General features: G+C 40.3%; 27 protein-coding genes and 2 pseudogenes. 3 read left to right on the top strand and 26 right to left on the bottom strand.

Annotated features, from left to right (window positions below; genetic code table 11):
• Positions 1-79 precede the first annotated feature (79 nt).
• The 23 genes and pseudogenes from BTO10_RS02225 to BTO10_RS02115 form a co-directional block, all read right to left on the bottom strand.
• Positions 80-169, bottom strand: a pseudogene (locus BTO10_RS02225) (VOC family protein); the annotation flags it as partial.
• 199 nt (positions 170-368) lie between these two features.
• A complete protein-coding gene (locus BTO10_RS02220) occupies positions 369-2,411 on the bottom strand; it encodes a M4 family metallopeptidase (protein WP_105023417.1) in 2,043 nt (680 codons plus the stop codon).
• 400 nt (positions 2,412-2,811) lie between these two features.
• Complete coding sequence (locus BTO10_RS23665) at positions 2,812-3,084, bottom strand: hypothetical protein (RefSeq protein ID WP_241210123.1); 273 nt, start codon at positions 3,082-3,084, stop codon at positions 2,812-2,814.
• A gap of 299 nt (positions 3,085-3,383) precedes the next feature.
• Positions 3,384-4,406: a tryptophan--tRNA ligase gene (gene trpS / locus BTO10_RS02210; RefSeq protein ID WP_105023416.1), complete on the bottom strand. Its 1,023-nt coding sequence runs from the start codon at positions 4,404-4,406 to the stop codon at positions 3,384-3,386.
• A 307-nt stretch (positions 4,407-4,713) separates the two neighbouring features.
• A complete protein-coding gene (locus BTO10_RS02205) occupies positions 4,714-6,045 on the bottom strand; it encodes a D-serine ammonia-lyase (RefSeq protein WP_105023415.1) in 1,332 nt (443 codons plus the stop codon).
• A 133-nt stretch (positions 6,046-6,178) separates the two neighbouring features.
• Positions 6,179-6,907, bottom strand: coding sequence for a helix-turn-helix transcriptional regulator (locus BTO10_RS02200; RefSeq protein WP_258096960.1), 729 nt, complete (start codon positions 6,905-6,907; stop codon positions 6,179-6,181).
• 377 nt (positions 6,908-7,284) lie between these two features.
• A complete protein-coding gene (locus BTO10_RS02195) occupies positions 7,285-7,749 on the bottom strand; it encodes a hypothetical protein (RefSeq protein WP_105023414.1) in 465 nt (154 codons plus the stop codon).
• A 63-nt stretch (positions 7,750-7,812) separates the two neighbouring features.
• Positions 7,813-8,298, bottom strand: coding sequence for a GNAT family N-acetyltransferase (locus BTO10_RS02190; protein WP_063523337.1), 486 nt, complete (start codon positions 8,296-8,298; stop codon positions 7,813-7,815).
• A gap of 125 nt (positions 8,299-8,423) precedes the next feature.
• On the bottom strand, positions 8,424-8,762 hold the full coding sequence (locus tag BTO10_RS02185; RefSeq protein WP_105023413.1) for a hypothetical protein: 339 nt from the start codon (positions 8,760-8,762) through the stop codon (positions 8,424-8,426).
• A 131-nt stretch (positions 8,763-8,893) separates the two neighbouring features.
• Complete coding sequence (locus BTO10_RS02180; protein WP_105023412.1) at positions 8,894-9,229, bottom strand: hypothetical protein; 336 nt, start codon at positions 9,227-9,229, stop codon at positions 8,894-8,896.
• A gap of 124 nt (positions 9,230-9,353) precedes the next feature.
• Positions 9,354-9,893, bottom strand: a complete 540-nt coding sequence (locus BTO10_RS02175; protein ID WP_105023411.1) for a hypothetical protein — start codon at positions 9,891-9,893, stop codon at positions 9,354-9,356.
• A gap of 135 nt (positions 9,894-10,028) precedes the next feature.
• Positions 10,029-10,454 (bottom strand): DUF6678 family protein, encoded by a 426-nt coding sequence (locus tag BTO10_RS02170; RefSeq protein WP_105023405.1) that lies wholly within the window; start codon positions 10,452-10,454, stop codon positions 10,029-10,031.
• An 81-nt stretch (positions 10,455-10,535) separates the two neighbouring features.
• Positions 10,536-10,769 (bottom strand): DUF6966 domain-containing protein, encoded by a 234-nt coding sequence (locus tag BTO10_RS23900; RefSeq protein WP_374955519.1) that lies wholly within the window; start codon positions 10,767-10,769, stop codon positions 10,536-10,538.
• Positions 10,770-10,927: 158 nt separating this feature from the next.
• The gene (locus BTO10_RS02160; protein ID WP_105023409.1) at positions 10,928-11,302 is read right to left on the bottom strand and encodes a hypothetical protein; all 375 of its coding nucleotides are present in this window, start codon (positions 11,300-11,302) and stop codon (positions 10,928-10,930) included.
• A 108-nt stretch (positions 11,303-11,410) separates the two neighbouring features.
• A complete protein-coding gene (locus tag BTO10_RS02155) occupies positions 11,411-11,968 on the bottom strand; it encodes a hypothetical protein (RefSeq protein ID WP_105023408.1) in 558 nt (185 codons plus the stop codon).
• A gap of 117 nt (positions 11,969-12,085) precedes the next feature.
• Positions 12,086-12,478 (bottom strand): hypothetical protein, encoded by a 393-nt coding sequence (locus BTO10_RS02150; RefSeq protein WP_105023407.1) that lies wholly within the window; start codon positions 12,476-12,478, stop codon positions 12,086-12,088.
• A 106-nt stretch (positions 12,479-12,584) separates the two neighbouring features.
• A complete protein-coding gene (locus BTO10_RS02145; RefSeq protein ID WP_105024231.1) occupies positions 12,585-13,355 on the bottom strand; it encodes a GNAT family N-acetyltransferase in 771 nt (256 codons plus the stop codon).
• Positions 13,356-13,506: 151 nt separating this feature from the next.
• Positions 13,507-14,166: a Bax inhibitor-1 family protein gene (locus BTO10_RS02140; protein ID WP_105023406.1), complete on the bottom strand. Its 660-nt coding sequence runs from the start codon at positions 14,164-14,166 to the stop codon at positions 13,507-13,509.
• Positions 14,167-14,291: 125 nt separating this feature from the next.
• Positions 14,292-14,897 (bottom strand): DUF6882 domain-containing protein, encoded by a 606-nt coding sequence (locus BTO10_RS02135; RefSeq protein ID WP_219846852.1) that lies wholly within the window; start codon positions 14,895-14,897, stop codon positions 14,292-14,294.
• Positions 14,887-15,543, bottom strand: coding sequence for a hypothetical protein (locus BTO10_RS02130; protein ID WP_219846851.1), 657 nt, complete (start codon positions 15,541-15,543; stop codon positions 14,887-14,889). Before BTO10_RS02130 ends, BTO10_RS02135 begins: the two co-directional genes overlap by 11 nt.
• 136 nt (positions 15,544-15,679) lie before the next feature.
• Positions 15,680-16,105, bottom strand: a complete 426-nt coding sequence (locus BTO10_RS02125; protein WP_105023405.1) for a DUF6678 family protein — start codon at positions 16,103-16,105, stop codon at positions 15,680-15,682.
• Between the two features lie 94 nt (positions 16,106-16,199).
• Positions 16,200-16,778 (bottom strand): hypothetical protein, encoded by a 579-nt coding sequence (locus BTO10_RS02120; protein WP_105023404.1) that lies wholly within the window; start codon positions 16,776-16,778, stop codon positions 16,200-16,202.
• A gap of 133 nt (positions 16,779-16,911) precedes the next feature.
• Positions 16,912-17,316, bottom strand: a complete 405-nt coding sequence (locus BTO10_RS02115; RefSeq protein WP_105023403.1) for an Imm41 family immunity protein — start codon at positions 17,314-17,316, stop codon at positions 16,912-16,914.
• Between the two features lie 380 nt (positions 17,317-17,696).
• On the opposite strand from BTO10_RS02115, the gene BTO10_RS02110 reads away from it, so the two are divergent.
• Positions 17,697-18,680 carry an integron integrase gene (locus BTO10_RS02110; RefSeq protein WP_105023402.1) on the top strand — a complete coding sequence of 328 codons (984 nt, stop codon included), beginning with the start codon at positions 17,697-17,699 and terminating at the stop codon, positions 18,678-18,680.
• Between the two features lie 135 nt (positions 18,681-18,815).
• On the opposite strand, the gene BTO10_RS02105 is transcribed toward BTO10_RS02110, so the two are convergent.
• Positions 18,816-19,013, bottom strand: coding sequence for a hypothetical protein (locus BTO10_RS02105; RefSeq protein ID WP_105023401.1), 198 nt, complete (start codon positions 19,011-19,013; stop codon positions 18,816-18,818).
• A gap of 2 nt (positions 19,014-19,015) precedes the next feature.
• Positions 19,016-19,327 (bottom strand): annotated as a pseudogene (locus BTO10_RS02100) (hypothetical protein); the annotation flags it as partial.
• A gap of 108 nt (positions 19,328-19,435) precedes the next feature.
• Between BTO10_RS02100 and BTO10_RS23330 the strand changes: the two are divergent.
• Positions 19,436-19,615, top strand: a complete 180-nt coding sequence (locus BTO10_RS23330) for a hypothetical protein (RefSeq protein WP_146106813.1) — start codon at positions 19,436-19,438, stop codon at positions 19,613-19,615.
• Between the two features lie 483 nt (positions 19,616-20,098).
• Here the strand turns inward: BTO10_RS23330 and BTO10_RS02090 are convergent, their stop codons facing one another.
• Positions 20,099-20,839, bottom strand: coding sequence for an abortive infection system antitoxin AbiGi family protein (locus BTO10_RS02090; RefSeq protein ID WP_105023399.1), 741 nt, complete (start codon positions 20,837-20,839; stop codon positions 20,099-20,101).
• Positions 20,840-21,214: 375 nt separating this feature from the next.
• Here BTO10_RS02090 and BTO10_RS02085 point away from each other — a divergent pair, with 375 nt between their 5' ends.
• On the top strand, positions 21,215-22,243 hold the full coding sequence (locus BTO10_RS02085; protein WP_105023398.1) for a phage integrase: 1,029 nt from the start codon (positions 21,215-21,217) through the stop codon (positions 22,241-22,243).
• The last annotated feature ends 25 nt before the right edge of the window (positions 22,244-22,268 follow it).

Here is a 22,268-nt window from a genome sequence, read left to right as displayed (position 1 = left end):
TTTACGAAATCTTACTTTAAACTTAAATAGAGTAACTGGTTTATGGATAGCACAATCCACCGACATCGACCTTCTAATGTTTCATCCCTAACACTCTCTGATAGAAATCTACTGTTATCTCTATATCTTTAATAGTTAATACAAGATGATCTAGGTGACTTATTTCCATAAATGTTGACTCTCAATCAATAACAGACTCCAAATTTAAACATTCGACAGGAGCCCTGAATGTTCGCCACTCATAATCTAACGCTTAGAAGAGTGACACAAGCACCTTGTACGCCGATACATCTCATTGTTAACGAATAAAGGGAGCACGCCTGAGTGCTCCCTTTGTAATGTTTGTTTAGTTAAATTCGCTAACTAAATTACATACACAAACCTTCGTGTGTCCAGTACCAAGAATTTTGGAAAGGATCGGCTCCCCAGTTATTGGTTGTCGCCGTAAAACGGTTACCCCAATATTGAACCAGAGCTCCAGCTGGATAGAACACATTCGGACTCCACTCTGGTACGTCAACACACTTATCTTGTGGCTCAGGCTGAGGTTCAGGGTTTGGAAGCTCTAGTACAGTACTAACCGCTACGTAAGCATCTGTTGATCCTTGCGCACCAGAGACCATTACGTAGATATCATCCCCTTGTATACCGCCAAACCCACAATACTCGTTGTTATCCAAGTTATTAGACGAACAGTCGTAATCATTCAATGATGCAGGACGACCAATAGCGACATACAGATCAACGTTACCGTAACCATTGTAAGTTTGGATCCAAATGTCATCTTCAGAGCTATTTTGTAGAACGAACTGCTGTTGATCATTGCCGCTGCTCAATACCGGCACAGGCACGTTTAACTCAAGATTCGTAATGCCCGGAGTCGGATTTGGTGTTGGTGGATTAGGATTTGGATTCGGCTGACCAGAACCACAGTATTGTACGTTAACCCCAACCTGGCTAAAGGCGGAGCGCACAGCAGATGATTCATAACCTAGTTGTTGTGCAGCCTTACAAACCCCCTCAGCACCTGATTGGAAGTTCGATCTTGATGACCAGTAAAGTTGGTTAGCCGTTGCGTAAGCCATGAACGCCTTTTTAATGTCCCAACCGTTGCTAGTTGCTAGGTGGTAGAAGGCTTTATTAAAAATACCCGAGCTGTGGTGGACATCAATGCCATTGTAGTACTGGTTGACATGGTCGATAGACATACCATCTTCGCTAGGTTGAATGAAGTAGCGCATCGCAGGACTATACTTCATAACGTGCTCACCCATCTTCCAGTTAAAACTGCCATGAACATATTCACTTAAAGCCGCCGCTGCCACATCCGAGAATGACTCATTCATACCCCCTGACTGACCACGGTACTCAAGGTTTGAATTTTGTTCAGTAAAGCCATGGCTTACTTCATGCGCAATCACATCCCACGTAGCCAACGGGTACATAGACTGGTTACCGTCACCAAACGTCATTTGTTGGCCATCCCAGAACGCGTTTCCATAATTCGACCCGTAGTGTACACGCATCGTTAGCTTTTGCTGGATAGGACGAGTGTTCAACCACTCTTTGTACATGTCGAATACACGTTGGCCAAAGTAATGCGCATCGTTCATTGGTGCATATGCGCCGTTAATCGCGCGATAGTCATTGACGTTTCTACCGTAGTTACCATTACAGGCAAACTGGTGAACCTGACCGTAATCTTGGCGATTATTCATATTTATGGTGACAACGTTTTGGCTGTCCATCTGGCAATATGAGTTAACTTGGAATCCACCATACTGGGTATTTGGGCCAAAGTAGTAGCGACCACTTTTTTGGTTACCACCAGGGCCTTCCGCTTCAATGAAAGCAATCCCTTCCCACTGATCAATTATTTCACCAGATTTTGCATCAACGAGCGTAATTGGACGTGAAGGTGCCATACCTTTGGTTTGCAGGAAATCAACCTTATAGATCAGGCGAGCCTGTTGTTGGTCATCAAGCCAAATGAAAAGATCAGCATTAGGGTTGCGCACTGTCAACGCTGCAATGCCTTTATGCTGAGACTTGGCTATATCAATCGCTTGCTGCGCGTTGATCATTGGCAAAGTAGAACCAATATCAGCTTCAATACCCGTTAACACCTCTCCATCAACAGCTTGAGCGATACCACGTTGGGATAGATCAACAACGACTGAATGCCCGTAAACTGGAACGCCATAGTGAAGTTGTTGTTTACGAAGGAGTGTCGTTGTTCCGGTCTCAACTCGACTTGCTTCTTGGTAAGCAAGTGGTTGATTTGCCATACTAAAGCCCTGATTTTTTTGATTTAGAATGGTTGATAGATCGACATCGGAATAATTCACGACATTGGCAGCTTGAGAAGTAAACGCTATCGGGAATAGCATTAATAAATGTGTACCACGCATACATCACCTTTATAATTTTGTTTTTATAGATTCACCATTTGGATGAATTTACATCTTAACGATAGATAAAACGCATGATTAAGTGCATCTGGTTTTATATGTGATATTGATTCAAAAGATAACCTTTCACGAAATAAAAAGTGAGATGCGGAGTCAAAAAAACCAATAGTTTCCTACACTTAGAAAAATCTCAGTAAATAGACCTAAAATATGAAGGGATATCAAATTTTGATAATTTCCTGAACTTTGATGCTTCAAATCGTTACGAGATTAAGGGGCGATATCGATTTTAAATAGCAACGCCAACTCACCATCACAAAATTCAACGCTCCCATTATAAGGGACCAATTAAAATAATGATGAGGTGTGTTGGCGATGAGTATGTTGGTTAAGGTGGGACTTAGCCTTCGGCTTTATTGAGTGTGTAAGTGATTATGTTATCGTCGCCTATATTAAACACCCAAGTGCTGTCACCGCTGGTAAAGTGAAATTCATCCTTAGACGAAGTGGGTGTCAGTTTGGCGATGAACTCGGTTAGTTGAGGCTCATCTATATGAAAACTCCCTTCCGACGTATTTGTATCTAAATCGTTATTTACTTGAATCTGTGTAGCTGAACTAAGCACGATATCTGGCAACCAACCTCTATCAAACAAGTGATCTTGTTGAGCCAGTTCATAAGTTGCTTATTTATCGCTAACCACATCCGAACAACCAGACAGTAGAAGTAAAATTGGGAGTAACAGTTTGATTTTCATTTAATTCCATCATGTGAAGATAAGGCCTTGTTCACTCTCAGTTGTATTCAATTGAAGAACAGCTGTGTGTGACAAGTACCGTAACAAAAATCATTTTATAAATTAGTTGTTATTCCCATTCAATTTAGTTGACTTTATTTACATATAACCCACATTTAAACCATTGATAAATTTAGCTTTAAATGTAGATTTTCGACTAAAAAGCTCCCTATCAATTAGAGTATATTCAAGCCAAACGCGCCCTTCACATCGAACAAAACGGCTTCTGTTTTCTCTCTCGAGACTTGCGTACCTTCGCGTAAAATATCAATGAGCTGTGATTTGTCATCTAACAATTCAGCTCTACGAGCTCTTATCGGCCTTAACATCTCCTGCAAGCACTCCTCTAATACCTTCTTAGTTTGTCCGTCCCCTAACCCGCCTTCGCGGTAATGATCCTTTAACTCACTGACATACTGTGTGTCACTATGAAACGCATCAAGATAGGTAAACACGACATTCCCTTCCACTTGGCCCGGATCTTCAATTTTTAAATGGTTTGGATCGGTATACATGGACTTCACTGCCGCTCGAATCTCTTTCTCAGTCGCACCTAGGTTAATCGCGTTACCCATCGACTTAGACATCTTGTTTTTCCCATCCGTACTCGGAAGGCGTGATGCATTACTCAGAAGCGGCCTACATTCGTTCAAAATAGATTTACCAGCGAGTGAGTTTAGCTTTCGAACAATTTCGTTTGTTTGCTCTAGCATTGGCAGTTGATCATCACCAACCGGGACTAGCGTCGCATTGAACGCCGTAATATCAGCAGCCTGAGATATCGGATAAGTGAGAAAGCCTGCAGGAATAGAACGACCAAACGCCTTGTTTTGAATTTCACTTTTGACCGTAGGATTACGCTCTAAACGTGCGATAGATACAAGGTTACTGTAAAACATGGTCAGTTCAGCCAATGCTGGAAGCTGAGATTGAAGGCAGATCGTCGTTTTAGTTGGATCGATGCCCACAGCCAAATAATCGGCAACCACATTGAGAATATTTGAAGATACCTTTGCCGGATTATGCGCGTTATCGGTCAAGCCCTGCATGTCAGCAACCAGTATCGTTTGCTCATGCTCATGTTGTAAGGATACACGTTGTTTTAAAGAGCCTACGTAATGTCCTAAATGCAAAGGACCCGTCGCGCGGTCGCCGGTAAGAATAATTTCTGATTTATTGTTGTTTCGATTTGTTTTCATTGAGTATCTCCAAGTTAAAAAGCTACTGGAGATAAAAAGAGAGGACAATATTGATGACATTCTTAGCTACCTTCCAGCAGCGTAAGAATGTGAGTATTCCGTGCTGCTCTAGATAGAGCACCACCAGAAGAAAACTGAAGTTGAAGCGGGATTAAATTTCATTATTAAAACGTATCAATATTATTGGCTAACGACAAGCCATTTTATGAATTCAATTTAAGCCACTGTATTAATTGAAAAATCTGCCAATCCAAAAGCATGGATTGGCGAGCATCAAAGTAAGTTTTTAAATTAACGATCTGCGCAACTAAACTGACGACTTAGCAAGGTACGCTGCCATTTCTTGCTCAGGCACCATGCCTCCACCGGTAGCCCATACGAGATGTGTGCTATTGGCTAGTGTCGTATCATCAGTACCTAAGCTCGTCAGATACTCACTATTGTGTTCGACATGTATCGCCCCCGGCATGCCTGCTAAAGCAGAGGGTTCTAGCTTGATACCTTCTGCCAAATTCAACTCACCTAACAGCTGATACATACGCTCATCCGTTAATGTGTAGTAACCATCTAACAAACGCTCCATCGCTCTACCAACAAAGCCTGACGCGCGGCCTACGGCTAACCCATCAGCTGCAGTAAGGTTATCAATACCAATGTCTTGTACGGCAATCTCGTCATGCAAACCGGTGTGAACGCCTAATAACATGCAAGGAGAATGCGTTGGCTCTGCAAAGATACAGTGAACATGGTCGCCAAACGCCATCTTCAAACCAAACGCTACACCACCAGGGCCGCCACCTACGCCACACGGTAAGTAGACAAACAACGGGTGCGCTTTATCGACGACAATTTGTTGCTGCTCAAATTGCTGTTTGAGTCTTTCTCCAGCGACAGAATAACCAAGAAACAGTGTTTTCGAGTTTTCATCATCGATGAAGAAACAACTTGGATCTTGCTCTGCTTCTTTCCGTCCTTGTTCAACCGCGACGCCATAATCTTGCTCATACTCAACCACATTTACGCCATGCTCACGCAGGTTGTTCTTCTTCCATGCTCTCGCATCAGCAGACATATGGACTGATACTGTAAAGCCCAGTTTCGCACTCATAATACCGATCGACATGCCTAGGTTGCCTGTTGAACCTACCGCGATACTGTATTGCTTAAAAAAGTCTCGAAAATTAGGATCTAACAGTTTGCTGTAATCATCGCTTTCACTCAGTAACCCAGCTTCAAACGCGAGTTTCTCGGCGTGAGTCAGTACCTCATAGATACCGCCACGGGCTTTGATAGATCCAGAGATGGGCAAGTGACTGTCTTTCTTCATCATCAACCGCCCTTTTATTGGCAATTGATAATGCGCCTCTAATGCGGTTTTCATCATTGGAATATCAACAAGCTCAGATTCAATAATGCCATTAGATAATTGAGTGTCAGGAAATGCTTTTGCTAGATAAGGGGCGAATCGTTGTAAACGTAGACTCGCATCATGAATGTCTTTCTCATCCAAGCCGACATAAGGTAACCCTTGCTCTAGTGTTGTGACATTTGGGTTAAACCAAACCACCTCTTCGAGCGCCATAAGCTTATTTAGTAGTGGAAAGTCACTGGTGAGGTTATTTAGATTCGATTCAGTCATGAGCTACCTTCTCTGGTATTAAGCGTTATATGCTATTTCAATCACTTGGTGTGCAACCTATTAGAGCCGCAAAAAAGAAATGATTCAATAACCTAAGCTTACGCGTAACATCAATAGGATGGTATTTCCCTTTCTATACCCTTGAGGCGACAGTCTTGATGTATTCGCTTGGCGACAGACCAAACTTACCCTTAAAGCGCTGACTAAAACGCCCTTCAGACTGGTAACCGCAAGATTGAGCGAGCATCGTGACATTATGTTGGCCATTTTGCATAAGATACAGAGCATGACTTAACCGAACTTCAGCTAACACTTCACGATATTGCATGCCTTCCAACTTGAGCTTACGGATTAACGTCGCACGACTCATTGCAAAACGTTCCGCAACATCTTCTAAAGGGTGTTTCTCGTCTGGTGAATGAGAAAGGTAGTGACTGAGCTTTTGACTGAAAGAGACATTTGAACTTGAAAACAATCGATGTAAAACACCTTTGTCTGCGAGTTGTTGATACAAACCTTGCAACCAAAATTGCTGCGTTGTTTCACTCATACTTTGACGGTCAAACGTAAACAGTGCGTTCAAAGAGTCTTGCAAACTACGATCTGCTCCAACAGTAGGCAGATCGGATGCATTCGGGTTCTTTTCACTCAGCTCGAGCATCGCCTGATTAGGTTGAAAATGAAAGCTGAAAACACGAGACAGGAAACGCCCTTTCTGTGGCATATTCTCAAAACTCAGTGATGCCGAGGCTTCACACAATAACAATTCAGAATGAGTAAGCTCTGCTGCCGAGTCTTTCCAAAATATACGCTTACTGCCTGTGATGATTTGAATAATACTAGGGGATTTATCGAAGGGCAAGAATAACAATTACAAAACAATAGCTTACAAAAAAATCAACTGAGGAATGGCGACAAGATGGCGATAATTTTATTGTCCCATGTAACCACTCGATATCTGATATTTGATGTGCTCTAACATCAATTAGGATAGTTAACATGAGGCCTGATAAAAGGATTCATTTGTCGTTTTCCAGTTACAAACATTTGAAACTCATTTTTGGACAATTCTGAGTCAGTGACTTTGCTAAATTAGAATATAACGAATTAGCCTAAGTATGGAAAAGTAACGTTGCAATAACGGGCGCTTATCAAACCGCCCAAAACTACTTTAATCCATTGTATTCGCAACACTTTGAAAAGCTACCACAGTGACAAAGCGTCCCGTTCATTGCCTTGTTATAAGTTACCAAACCTCAAACTGCGACATTCCCTATTTGGATTGTGGGGTAAGCAATTGACGTAAGCATTAGCCTTGTGCGTGCGGCCTATATCATCGAGAATTTCACATATGAGGGTACAAGGCTTGCCTAGCTCACAACGCCAATAGTGATGTTCATGCTGATACTCAACATCAAACTCCACTCTTATAGTGACGGAAACCAGCCAAGAGTTAGGTAGTTCTCTCTTTCCCATGAGCCGAAACAGCATTTCCGAGTATGAGCAAACCATCAAATCGAATTCTTGAGCACTTGGTTTAATTCCGCGATTTTTTAAATTTACCGTTATTGCTTTTGTACTCTGGGACTCTGCGAACTTATAGAGCTTACCGATACCCCAGTAGCCATCAACATCATTGTTTCTACTAGCAAAAGAACCAACAATGCCGCTGGCAATACTTCCTAGCTCTCTTCTTCGTCCCATATATCTAGTAACTTATAACGCCGCCTTCAGCCGCCGCCGAAGGCGGTCGGCTGGAAGGCTTTGTTATGTGGCGGTTGCAAATTTGCTGAGAGCAGAACCCTCGAACCTGAAATACTGCTTTTCTTTAACTTGATCTGCACCAATTGCAGCATAGAACTCACCAGCTACAGGGTTTGAACTTTCTGCTGTCCAATCTAGTCGATTGCAACCATTTTCAAGAGCGTACTTTGCAATGAATTGCATAAGCTGTTTTCCAACTCCTGTACCTCTTGATGATGCAGACGTAAAAAGATCTTTCATGTAGATTTGACCAGAAAGTCTTGGCGCAGGATATAAGACTGAGAATGTTGCTAAACCTACCGCTTGATCTGACTCATCTATAGCGAGAAGAACCTGAACCCCAGATATTTCGGAGAAAACTCTGCTCTGAAAATAATTCCTAATACTTTCAAGCGAAGCTGCTTTACCACCAAAGTAATATTCTTCCAGCTCCATAAAGATAGGCAATATCTGTTCAATATGTGTTTTATTAGCAAATATGATTTTCATGATTATTTTAATTGAGCCACATAACGCCCTGTTATGAGGCGGATTAAGCTTGGCTATAATAGCGAAGAATGAGCGCCAGCCAAGCATTAAGACGTCCATTCCATAAACAGCTTGTTATATTTTCACTACTCATCTTCCAAGTCATAAAGGTTAGCTGGGTTTATGAGGGCGAGTATAGAGACTAAAGTGTTGCTAAATGACTCATAGTAATCGTCGTTATCCTTCTCGGAAAAGTCCTTTCCTTCAATGCGCTTTTTTAACCTATTTACCTCTGCTAAATATTTTTCTTCAAACTCCTTTTCCGACATCTGCGCTGAATCAGATAGCATTTTTTGTAATGCATCTCTTTCACCTAAGTCATAGTTATCACCATCCCAAGGGCTTATTTCGTTACTTAAAAGAAATGATAACTTACGTTCAATAATTTGACTTAGTTTTATCCCTGAAACTGGTTCATTACTCATAATTTACAAGGAGCCTAAAGAAAATATAACGCCCGGCACAGAGGCTGGTAACTGATTGTGACTTTTGGGGTAAAGTGGCGAAGCCACCCCAAAAGACGCGAGCTGTTAGCAGTCCTTTTTGCTGCCGCTTGTTAGGCGCTTGGATCAAAACCAGCATTTCTAAGTATCTCATCAACGTCAGCAATAGCTTCTTGTGCAATCACCTGCTCCCAAGTTGGAACTGGACAATCTGGTTCTTGAACACAAATATATAAACAGTCTTTATGTGTATGCCAATCCACATAAAAGCCCTCAGCAATACAACCTGAAATTCTATCTTCAATCTCAGTTGGTTCGAAGTTAAATGCATTAGGCCTATCGACACCAACATAGTGAACTAGCTTGCAAGAGGTAAATAGATGCTCTTTAGTCCATTGCCTATATTCTGATAATTTATCTTCCATCTGTTTCTTAAATTCTTCGTCCATACGCCTAACGCCCAATTAAGGGGTAACAACGCCTTCACCCAAACCTAAAGCATTGTGCCATAAACACTAAATTTGAAGTAGAATCAAAAATGCCGAGCGTTGTGAATCCCTCTTAAATTACTTGTTATGAATCTCTGGTATGAGAGAATTCCTTTAACTTTTCTATAAAGTTTTGTTCCGGTGATAACACAACTCTCTCACCAACAGATGTCTCCACCCATAATTTGAGTGTTTTTAGGTGCTTTTCATCAAATGATTTAACAAACCCTTCAGCGAATGGAACAAACCAACCATTTAGCTCCTCGTTACCAATTGGGATAAGGAAGCTACTCGATTCTCCATACTGGAGCGTGATGGGAACCTTTGCGCTCAAAGGAGAGTAAAATGGTTGTATGCAATATTGGACATCTTTCTTCTTTCCTATACTCCAGCCAATACCTGTAATAACAACATTTTTATCCGCTTTGTTTGTAACATTGACTCCAAAATAGTGTCTAGGTTCTGAACCTTCAAAGGTAACTCTTATCCCAGCTAGAACACGCACATTAATCTTTGAAGAGGCTCTTGCGAGATACAGAGAAACCAATACTGCAACAAACGTAGCGATTGCAGCCAACCAAGTACCAATTGTGTTTGCTAACTGTATTTTCTGATCAAAAGACATCTAATTTCCTCGAGAGAAGCATAACGTCGCAATAACGGGCGCTTATCAAACAACCCAAAACTGCTTTAATCCATTGTATTCACAACACTTTGAAAAACTGCCGCATTGACAAAGCGTCCCGCGTTGATTGCCTTGTTATGTGTAATTATGCACGTTAACATCCAAACCGTGTCTCAAGTAACCATAAATTCTAATACCGTCATCAGTAATAGAAAATTTCGCTGACTTAGAGTTACAAATGTTAATTATTTTATCGATATGGTCAACAACAACGGGCTTTAGTAATGCACCTTGAGGATGACTAATTTGGGCTGATATATCAATAAACTCGATTGCCAAAAAATTACCCCATATTTGAGCTAACTCAGAGGTATAAGTGAATGAACTATCAGGCTCAGGCCATGTTGTTTGATCTACGTAGGTGACTCTAAAACTAATTAGGTCATCGACTTGATTTAACAGGTCAAACAGTTCTTTCCACTTTGTGTTATTCATTACCGGAATAAAGTTATTCTTAGCTACAAATGATTTAACTTGTTGCTTCGAGTTATGGTTTAGCACTTTACCTCCGATTACACATAACGCCCGCAACACGGGCAAAATTGTAGCGCAGCGGAAATTTTGTCCCAGTGATTGCGCTTGTTATGTGTTTGACTCATGCATTATTTCTGTTGCGAGCTCCCAGGCACGCGTTCTTAGCTTGCTAAAATTTTCGTTTTGGCGAGTTACTTTGCTCAAATATGTGTCGTTAAAGGAGCCCATACCACCATACGCCCCTAGGACTTTCTCAATTCCGCTATGATCTGATTCGAGAATCCATTTCCTAGCTTGCGACATCCAACCCGACCAGTTCTCCTGATCATCCTCTTCCAGCATCTGGACAAGCCTACCTAAAACTTCTACCAGCTCCTTAGTCTTCGGTCCCATGCTCACCTACACATAACGCCTCGCTTAACCGGCGCAAAATAGCAGGCTAAAATTAGCGACGAAGGAGCGCAAGCCTGCTGTTTTGCGTCCTTTGGTTTAAGCGTTTGTTATGAGTAAATGGAGCTCCACTCTTTAATTGAGTCCCATTCTAATTCTGACTCGACTACTTTACCTTTTGCGAGGTAATTCTTATGGTAAGAAAAGATATTATTGTTTAGCTTGAAGCTACCAACGAAACCTTTTTCTACAACCTTTAAACGAGATACTAATTTATTTTCTAAATCAAAGATCGCAACTCTAGTTATTGGACCCTTTTTATAGTCAGTCGTCAGCCACTCTTCAATAACTAAATAGCGGCCATTTAATAATTCACTACGAGAGAAGCCATAAAAGAAGTTAGGTACTTTTTTTCCCTCAATCTCTAATGAGTAATATGCTGGACCAAACCTAATTTCATTCTCATAGTTCAATTGATACTGCATACTCGAATTTACTCATAACGCCTATTTAAGGGGCTGATAATAGTTTGCTAAAATTGTGAAGCGAAGCGGAACCGAGCAAACTGTTAGCAGTCCCGCTTGAAATTCTTGTTATGTACCGACTTGCACTGACAGGCCAGTTTCAATTGATATTTTATGTACAATACCATCGAAATCCGTAACTAATACGTGGTCTCCAGCAAACTCAAAGCCCTCCGTGAAAATTTCGGGGCCAGATATTGTCCAGATTTTGTTACCACAGGAATCCAAACGACATATCTCCAACTCCCCCCACGAAATTAAACAATCGAACTCATTTACCCAAAAGACTCCAAAGCAAGTAGCAAAATCGACTTTTTTGATCCAATTGACTTCTAGTGATGGAAGTTTTAAAGAGAATATAGAATCACCCGAAGCAACATAACATGAATCGTCTTTAATGGTGAATGAGTATTGGTGAACACCTGTCGCTCCACCTACACCTAAAAAAATAACAGATGATTCAGGGCAGTCTGTATCCCCGACGAACAAGCCGTGCGCTGAAGAATGCTGGTATTCATTATTTCTACAGAGTTCAACTTCATATGAACGAACATTATCTGTCGAATTTATCGAGTAATGCGGTTCGTTTATCAAAGTAACATCAATTCCGTTGAATATATGCTTCATACTTTCCTAGGTACATAACGCCGCAAGCAACTGCAGCTGAAACGGAACTTGTGTTTGTGCGAAGCTTTTCCCGCACGAACACAAGTGGAGAGGAAGCTGTCAGATTGACTTGCCTTGTTATACGTTTTCAAGTGAAATTCTAACCCCTTTAGCCTTAAAGCTTAACTTACCTGCAAATTCAATTGTAAATATATATTCACCAAGGACAGTAAACTGAAAGTCCTCTATATGGCCAAAATCCTTTTCACCAGTGGCATCAACAGCTGGTTTGCATTCAGTTAAATCACTGAACCCGTAAATGTCTTTAACCCCGTCAAATATTAAGTATGCAGAAGCGAAGCAAGCCCATTCCTTTTCTTTAGGCTCCGTATAGCCATCATGATCTGGAAGGAGGTACGCATCGATTTTAATGCGTAATTCTTCGCCTTTAAGTTCCCAGCCAAGAACAAAGGACTCCCAAAGGTCTATGCGTTCAAGACCGCTTATTTTATTAGCATCGTGATATAGCATGGTTTACGTATAACGCCGCATTAAGGTGTGAGCGACGCTTGGCTATACTTGAGCGAAGCGAAAACGCCAAGCGTTGCGAATCACTCTTAAATGCTTTGTTATATTTCTAGTCCTTACACCATACGCTTCGCACACTAACACTAGTAAAACCAACTGATTTACAATTCTTGCTACTAGTGCTGCTTGGCATTACATCGGTTAAAAGCACTTGTACACCTAGAGACATTGCATCCGAAATTCGAGCTCGAAGCAAAGCAGTTTGACACCCTTTTGAACGATAGTTTTCTTGTGTATACGCATTGGCTAATATTGCATATTCATTTTCGATAAAGGTCGTTGCCCAAGCACAGGGTTCACCATTGATTTTTGCGACAAAACAGCGAAATGCGTCTGTACAATAAAATGCGCGCTTCTTATCCCAGATTTCATCTGAACACTCTAAACCTGACGTTTTGAGTAAAGTTAGAAACGCATCGACATTATCATGTGTCCATCGTTCAACCGTGACTTCTTCCGAGGCTTCTTCAAGCTCTACGTAGTTTAAGGCTCTTAGTTCTAGGAACTCATGCTCATAAGCTGGGACAAACTCACGACTTGATAACCACGCCTTCAATTCGTTGGTTATTGCCTGTGGCTCGATAGAAATTTCAGGAGAGAAGTTATGTTTGTACAAACCCAAATGGCTCTCAAAATCTTCTACAGTACAAACACCATGGATTATTATCTGGTTGTCATACTTACGAGTTTTGTCGATAAAAACTGAGCATCCTTCAAACTCATACGTAAAAAGTTCACTTTTTACATCTGTGGAAAGAGTTCGCTCATTATTAAATTGAAAGTAAGAGCTATATACGTTTTTGACTCTTTTATCTTGCATCGTTCCCTCGATATTGAATGAAATATAACGCCCTGTTAAGGTGAGCAACGCAATACCGATGTCACCGCATACCACCTTAATCACTTAAACTAACGCATGGTAAAAATGCCACGCGTTGCGAATCACTCTTGAACAGTTTGTTATGTGAATTCTATTTGCGCCCCATAATTCTAAGTATCCTCAAGAACAGGTTAATAATATCCATGTATAGCGCTGCTGCGCTATCTACTGCATTGTCTATTGTTTTGGGAATTTGATTTGCTCGTCCCCAGTCATAGCCGATATAACCACAAAAAAGGATAACAACGGCCCAGTCTATCCATTCCTGGTGGATTCCAAGTACAAATATTTGAAAGATCTCGACCACAAGTACAACTAATAACGCAATGGTTAATGCACCAGCGATTCTTTGGAAAAAAGCTGGAAACATTGTTCCAAATAGCATCATCATGCCAGTCACTAGACCAGTAACCTTAATCGCATCTAAAACCAAAGATGGGTCATAGCGAGATACAACCAAGTTGATGATTAATCCAAAAGGAACAACTACAAAGTTGTAACCAACAAAACTAACCAATGGGTTCGAAGATTTACTGAATAAGTAAACTCCAAAGAAGCAGCTAGCAAAATAGCCTATGAAAAAGACCAAAGGATCAATAGCTGCAATTGACTCTACCGGGATATTCCCAACCATTAGCCAATTAATCCAGAAGCCCCAACACAGCACTGCTCCGATGGTAAAATTATACAGCCGTGAGCTTACTTCTTGCTCTCCGCTGTTAGTGCGTTTAAAAACTCTTGATTCCATCATCCTTAGTTCTCCTTTCCCTATTCACATAACGCTTGCCTAACCGGCGCGAAATAGCAGGCTAAAATTAGCGACGAAGGAGCGCAAGCCTGCTGTTTTGCGTCCCTTGGTTTAGACACTTGTTATACCTACTTTACCCAATGGATGTCTGTAATTACCATATAAGTAAAACCAGTTTTATCAGTAGTTCTGTACGCGCCTTTAGCATTTAAAAGGTAACTTGTGATTGAAGTCATTTCCCAACCATCTACCTCATCGGCAGACCATTTTTCATTGATGAGAGCTTCATAATTTTTAGATACACCATACTCTTTCACTTTATGCATTTGGTCTTTTACATTGTCTAAAATTGTGTTGTTCGCCCAAGACCAAAGCCAAGTATCAGACTTAGTAGAAACGGAGCCTACGAATTGTACTTTAGCAATAACTACTGGCTTACCGTCGTTGGAAAACACCAAAGTTCCATTCTCTTGATCCCAATCGAATCGTTCATGCTCTCCGATTTTATACTCAGCCATAATCGACTCTTGCTTTTCTGACAAAGAGTTATGAGCAGTTGTGACGAAATCCACCCAATCATCCGAAGCATTGGCGCCAGATGCAAATAAACTAAATATTGATGCTATGAGCTTCTTCATACTTTCCCAGTAGGTATAACGCCGCCAGCAGGGGCCGAAAAACCAGAGCGAAGCGGCGGTTTTTTGGTCCTTCTGGCTGGCTTTGTTATGCGTCATTTTCTATTAACCATTTACAAAACGGATCGTTCGAGTCTTCATCTCCAAATTCTGCAGGTTCTTTAACTATGTCACTTGCCTTTCTTGGGATGGAGGTTTGAAACTCATGAACTAGCCAATCCTGATATTTCAAATTTGGTTGAACCACAAAGTTACTATTTTTAAAGCTTTCGCTAGGTGTAAGTTCAAACTCATCATTCCAGCAGATTTCATCGTAACCTATGGCAATGAGTCTCAAGAAGTCCAGAGGGTCATCACACAAGACACAAGCCAGCATAGATCCAGAACCTGAGCCTATATGTACAATCCTTTGTTGCCCTTGATCGTCAATCCAAAACGCAGCCATTGACCCATCACCACCAGTTCTGGCGAAGACCCGAAGTCGGCCCTTTGTTTTTTCATTTATGAAATAAAATAAATCGCAGTCTTTCTCGGCGTAGAATTCAATTAATGTTCCGCCAGGCCTTTGATTGTCTCCCCACTCAGATCTAAGCTTGCTGATTGGGTATAGATAACCAACCCTCCCATCTTCCTTATCTTCGTAGAAGCCGTTTTTTTCAATCCAACTGAAGAGCTTTTCGAAGACATCTGGAATCTTCATCGGCTCTAGCAATATTTCGTCTATTTGATTGGATAGCGAACTCAACTACTAAGCTCCTTTTTAAGCATAACGTCGCAATAACGGGCGCTTATCAAACAACCCAAAACTGCTTTAATCCATTGTATTCACAACACTTTGAAAAACTGCCGCATTGACAAAGCGGCCCGCGTTGATTGCCTTGTTATGTGTAATTATGCACGTTAACATCCAAACCGTGTCTCAAGTAACCATAAATTCTAATACCGTCATCAGTAATAGAAAATTTCGCTGACTTAGAGTTACAAATGTTAATTATTTTATCGATATGGTCAACAACAACGGGCTTTAGTAATGCACCTTGAGGATGACTAATTTGGGCTGATATATCAATAAACTCGATTGCCAAAAAATTACCCCATATTTGAGCTAACTCAGAGGTATAAGTGAATGAACTATCAGGCTCAGGCCATGTTGTTTGATCTACGTAGGTGACTCTAAAACTAATTAGGTCATCGACTTGATTTAACAGGTCAAACAGTTCTTTCCACTTTGTGTTATTCATTACCGGAATAAAGTTATTCTTAGCTACAAATGATTTAACTTGTTGCTTCGAGTTATGGTTTAGCACTTTACCTCCGATTACACATAACGCCTAGCTAAGCGGAAAATAAAAGTTGGCTATAATCGCGAAGCGATGGCCAACTGTTATTTTTCCGTTTAAGCTACTTGTTAGCTTTAATTTCACGTTTAGTGGGTTTAACTTGCTCAATAACTACTTTAGATATATCGATCCCTTCAACTTTTTCTTGAATATATTGTAAATCTCGATCTTTTTGATCATTGATTGTTACTGTAATCTCACCATTACCACCACAACGGTCACCATATATTTCACCTATGTACTTAATTTCCTTTGGGTTTAAAGTAAATGGTTCAGTAATCAGAGGCTCGTCATAAGTAAGAAACGAATTTGTAGAAGATAACCAAAAGTCATACGTACCTGGTTCTAAAATTGTCGAGTATACGAGACCATACTCTTCCTCAAAGAAGCTATCGACGTACCCATTGTTAAGTTGATAAACACCGATGCTATCAAGCATAGCAGGATTATTTTCTTCTTTTTTAACTACGACCTGCGCCGTATTAAATTTACAAGCTTCAAAAGCACCAGTTGAAAATATTAACACTGATTGGTTATCTGCTAAATTATTTAAGTCAACATCATGAATTGTTGGTAATGTTGTTGCACAGCCAGATAATAGAGCTAACGTAGAGCTAGCAAGTAGTACTTTGGTATTCATTTTACTTCCTTGTATAAAGATTAATTAATTGGAAATCAGTTAAAGCTAACGCCGCACTAAGCTGCCGCAAACATGTGGCTATACTTTTGCGAAGCAAAAATACCACGTGTTGGAGGTCAGTTTGAGTGCCTTGTTAGGTATTGCACAATAGTGGATTGGTAAGGTCAAAAGATGACTCTGACATAACCTTACCTGATATAGCGCTAAGTACAGCTATCTGAAACCTTTCTGCATACTCTTGTAAATCCTCATCATCAATGGATTCTACTTTCCAATCAACACGAGGGTCAAAATGTGAACCTATATGAGTTAATACACCATGTTGGATATAGAGTAATGCATATACCAAGTTTCTATCCACATCGGTATCTTGCTGTACCAGTTCTCCAATCTGAGTCAGTGCTCGATGAAAAAACCAAAATTTCTCAGTATCCCATACACCACATTCCGCTAGGCAACCATAAAATGTATTTTCCCACTCGGTGCTGCCGTTACCAGGCATATTTTTTAAAACTTCTTCAATAGGATTATTACTCATAGTTTTTCCAACGTCTCATTAAGAGGATTAAAGCTGTGAAGTGTAATGGATACTAAATGCCTAACATTCTTAATAACAGGCCGGCTCGTTTTCCCTCCAACCTAACTTACAATCAATCTAACATAAACCATTAAAAAATAAAGAATATACATAAATTTTATTATTTTACCTTCACATAAAAACGAGCCGGCCTGTTATCACTTTTTACGTGGCATGTTATCTTGGGGGGTTCTTGCTTCAACTTACCGATTAACAACGACTTACTAATTGCTCTGCCGACAAAATGAGCCACTACTCCTGATAAAACAAGCCGTTTTTCATACTCAAACTCCTTCTAACACCAATAAACTGTATAAAAAAACAGTTTTGGGATGTGGGAAATGGCAAGCAAATTCATTGAAGAAATCCGTAGACACATGCGAATGCGAGGCTATAGTCTCAAAACAGAAAAGGCCTATATATACTGGATAAAATACTTCATTCGCTTTAACAAGCTAAAGCATCCTCAAGATATGGGAACGACTGAGGTAACAGCCTATCTGTCTTATCTTGCTAATGAACAACACGTCGCTATCAACACTCAAAAAGTCGCGCTTAATGCGATTGCGTTCCTTTACAACCAGTTTTTACAAAGACCGCTTGGTGATCTAGGTTTTACTTATGCTAAAAAGCAGCGCAAGGTTCCGAGCGTACTTACGCCAAATGAGGTCCAACTGATACTGTCACACCTTTCTGGTGTTAATCACATCATTTTTTCTCTGTTGTATGGTTCTGGACTTAGAGTTAATGAGTGTTTGAGAATTAGAGTTCAAGATCTTGATTTACAAAACCTATCTTTAACCGTGCGAGATGGGAAAGGAAAAAAAGATCGCGTAACTTTACTTAGCCCAACGTTAATTGGTTCTCTTCAATTGCAAATTCTGAAAGCGTCAAAAATACAAGAAGAAGATATCAAACAAGGCATCGGTCCCTCGCTTCCACACGCCCTTGGTAAAAAGTACCCGAACGCTTTTAAACAAATTGCTTGGATGTTTATCTTTCCTTCTTTAAGCATCTGTCGGCACCCACTGACTAATAAGCTTTGTCGGCATCATTTACACGATTCTGCACCAAGAAAGGCTCTCAAACGAGCGGTGCAACAGGCTAAAATCTTTAATAAACGAATAACATGCCATACCTTCCGTCATAGCTTCGCTACCGAACTGCTGCGCTCGGGGCAAGATATTCGTACAGTCCAAGAGCTATTAGGACATTCAGATGTAGCGACGACACAAATCTATACCCATGTTATTGGCGAACATTTTGCGGGTACTGTAAGCCCACTAAATAAAATCTTTATTGAAAACTATAAGGAAAACCAATGATCCTTGCCATGAACCAAACATAAGAAGAATTAGGGCTTATTTGGAACAGATACTTGAGTGGAGTAAACAATCTAAACACACTTTGGGGCAAAAATGAGTTTAAAAGCTAAGGCCTCATTTTGGTTTACTAAAGCTCTACTGCACTTGATAGCTCCCGGCTGAGCTGCCGCCTGTGACTTCCACTTGAGCATTCTTTGTTATTTCATCCACTACCGCGTTGGCGATCGCTTCTGCCATCTTACCTGCCATAGCAAATTCACCATCAAGCACAAAGCCCTGGGCTTTAAGCTCGGTTTCTAATTTCTGTTTCAGTGATGCTTTACTTATCGCCATTGTTACTTCCCTGCAAAAACGGTAGTTGATACATCGACATGCGGTTTACCCATAAACGGGCAAATACTCGCGCCGGTACAAACACCCTTCCCGCCATTGAACTTGATAGTGTCGGCCTCTTCGGTGATGTCCTTAGCTTTGATGGCTCTATTGCCTTTGACGGTTTCAGTGTGGTTACCGTCTATCTCTGCGATTCTATCTTCGAGCACTTTGATTTGTTGAGTGAGGCATTCAAGCTTATCGGCTTGGTCTGTCTTACGTTCAAAGTTGCCTTTCTGGTCGACTAATTGATACACGCCTTTGGTTACTTTGAAAAGCCTATATACTTAAACTTAGCTTTTTTACAAGAATCAAATGCAATCAGCCTTAACTGCGTTCGAAACTATAACAATTTCATTTTCAATACTGTTTTAATTAGATATGTGGAAGCAAACAAAAGCGATATTGCATGGAATTACAATATCGATAGAAAATGGTTCAAAAAATATTATGACCTTTTCAACTCTGAGGAGTTGAATAATGATGCTCAAGCTAGAGGAACGAAATACTACTCAGCCAAGGAAGCTTATGATGAACTTCGTGATTACTATGCTACCGCTTAGCAAACAGTTGTTTATCTGAAATAACTTTATCTTCATAGGTCTTTCGAACCCGAAACTTACCCCACTGCCCCACTTAAAGTGGGGCTGTGGGGTAAATTATGGGATTGAAAAATAACGAACGCTATATAAAATCAATTTTGTTCGCGTTTCAATTGTTGCTAGTTACGTGGGATCGGAGGCTTTTAGCTCTGATCCCTTTTCTTATTTAAGGCCGGATACTTTTCACCCATAGTATGCCTGTTAATTCAAATAGAGTATTTAAGTTAACAAGTCTAGAGACAGAAGTAAGTTCATCACGCAAGTTACATTATGCAGCATACGCAATGGGTTTATAACGAAATGGGTCACTTCGAGTTAGAAAAATGCCACGGGTAAGCATTCAATCCGAGAATCTTTTGGGCAAAAGTGAGTTAGGGGCGAAGCTCTAACTCATTCCGTGAACATTAGAAAAAGTATCTTGAGTCTTAAACGTTTGTTATATCACTAGAAATCTGTTTTTATCTGATCAGATGTAACAATTCTAGTAGCTAAGACTTCAACGTCCCTATAACTATATGCTTTCCCTTTCTCACGTTTCATGAAATCTAAAAAAGGGATTATATCTGATTCTTTTTCGAGAACTATATATTTGATGTCTTTAGCTTCAAACTCTAAGTTCAAAAGACGTAGCTCAGAGTTTGCATCATCAAAGTGAGCTTCCATATACTCATTAGATAAAATCATATCTTTACAATCTTTATGTGAAGGACAGAATCGCCACTCACGTTCATCCGAGAACCGGTAATTCTTCACCAGTGGGTGATTTTTTCTGGCTAAATCATCCTCATAGTTCTTCATGAACCTAATTACATCAGCGACATAAGTTTCATTATTCGTCCACTCATCAGGTTCTCCTGCATTTGACAAAATGCTACTTATTAGTAAATACATGCTCTTACTAACCGTCGATTGCTTTTCCAAGTAAAGTACAGGATTTAGCCCTTTACGTTCAGCCCACTCTTTAGTTAGTCCTATCCCATAGTTTCCATATTTAGATATATGTTCTTTTACTTGAGACATAGGTATGTCACAGAAACTCACCATAGGGGCATAAAAAACAAACTTCTCTACAGGCGTTGAAATTGATTCTTTACAGTATTTAAGCCTAAACCCTGCAGAAAATATTCCATAAATCGCTTCAATATTGTCAGTAAAATGAATAATGGAATTTGAACTTAATTTCATAAAATCTCTTTATTAATGCTAAGATGCGAAAAGGGCTATATCAGACGTAAACGATACATCTTTTTTACTATAACTAACAATGATTTATGCTCTAAAGTTCTGTGCATACATCACTAAATACAGATTTATCTGTATAACATAGATTAATCGACAAAATATGTTCCAGACTTCTAAACGAGCAAATGTTAGACAATTTTAGGGCATATTTGAGTTTGAACAACCAATAAAAATGGTTCATATCTTTAACAGAAACTAGGACTCTGCTCACTTCTATTACGCCGAAAGTACGATGTTTCCCAGCCTCAATTTAAAACATTGCTATGCATTTGAACGCCCATTACACTGTATATAAACACAGTTTAATAAGGCTTGATTATGTCTGTTAGAAATCTGAAAGACGGCTCAAAAAAGACATGGATATGCGAGTGCTATCCAAGCGGGCGAGATGGAAAGCGTATAAGAAAGCGTTTTGCCACCAAAGGAGAAGCGACAGCATTTGAACACTTCACGATGAGTGAGGTGAACGATAAGCCGTGGTTAGCTGATAAGGTCGACAATCGCAGGTTGAAGGACTTGCTTGATACCTGGTGGGAAGTTCACGGCCATACGGTGAAAACAGGTCAGAACTCATATCATCTTATGGCTAAAACGATCACCATGCTCAATAACCCAATAGCACATCTATTTACGAAAAAAGACTATTTGGCCTATCGCGCCAATCGTGTGAGCTACCATCGTAACCACCCAAATGTAGCTATCTCATCATCTACTCAAAACATCGAACTAAAAACCTTACGTTCAATGTTTAATCGACTGATCAAGTATGATGTATGGAAATTACCGAACCCTTTAGCGGATATTGAACTCGTCAAAATTGCAGAGAAAGAACTTAGCTACTTAACAAAAGAGCAAATACATAACGTTCTTAGTGCTTTAGCTGCTGATGACAGCCTTCCAGCAAAACAGATTCATGTTGTCGCTAAAATCTGTTTGGCTACTGGATGCCGTATAGGAGAGGCTCTTTCACTCAAACATTCTCAAATAACAAAATACAAGCTGACCTTCACTGAAACGAAAGGTAAAAAGAATCGATCCGTCCCTATTTCCCCTACGCTGTATGAAGAGATCTTAAGGAACTCAGTAAGTAGTCACGCCATATTCAATGTCAATTACAAAAAGGCTTGGATGTGTGTTAAACGAGCATTACCAAACCATGTACCCGCAGGACAAGCCACTCACGTTTTTCGACATACCTTTGCTAGCCACTTTATGATGAATGGTGGCGATATTTTGGTGTTACAGCGTATTTTGGGTCACCAGAAGATAGAGCAAACTATGACTTATTCGCACTTCGCACCAGAGCACTTAATACAAGCCGTTGAACTAAATCCACTAGAAAATTAGTGGCGACAAAGTGGCGGCAAATCTC

The organism is Vibrio chagasii (assembly GCF_002954585.1).
In the GTDB taxonomy this organism is placed as follows: domain Bacteria; phylum Pseudomonadota; class Gammaproteobacteria; order Enterobacterales; family Vibrionaceae; genus Vibrio; species Vibrio chagasii_A.
Note: the sequence above shows the minus strand (reverse complement) of the source record. Positions and strands in the feature narration are given on the sequence as shown.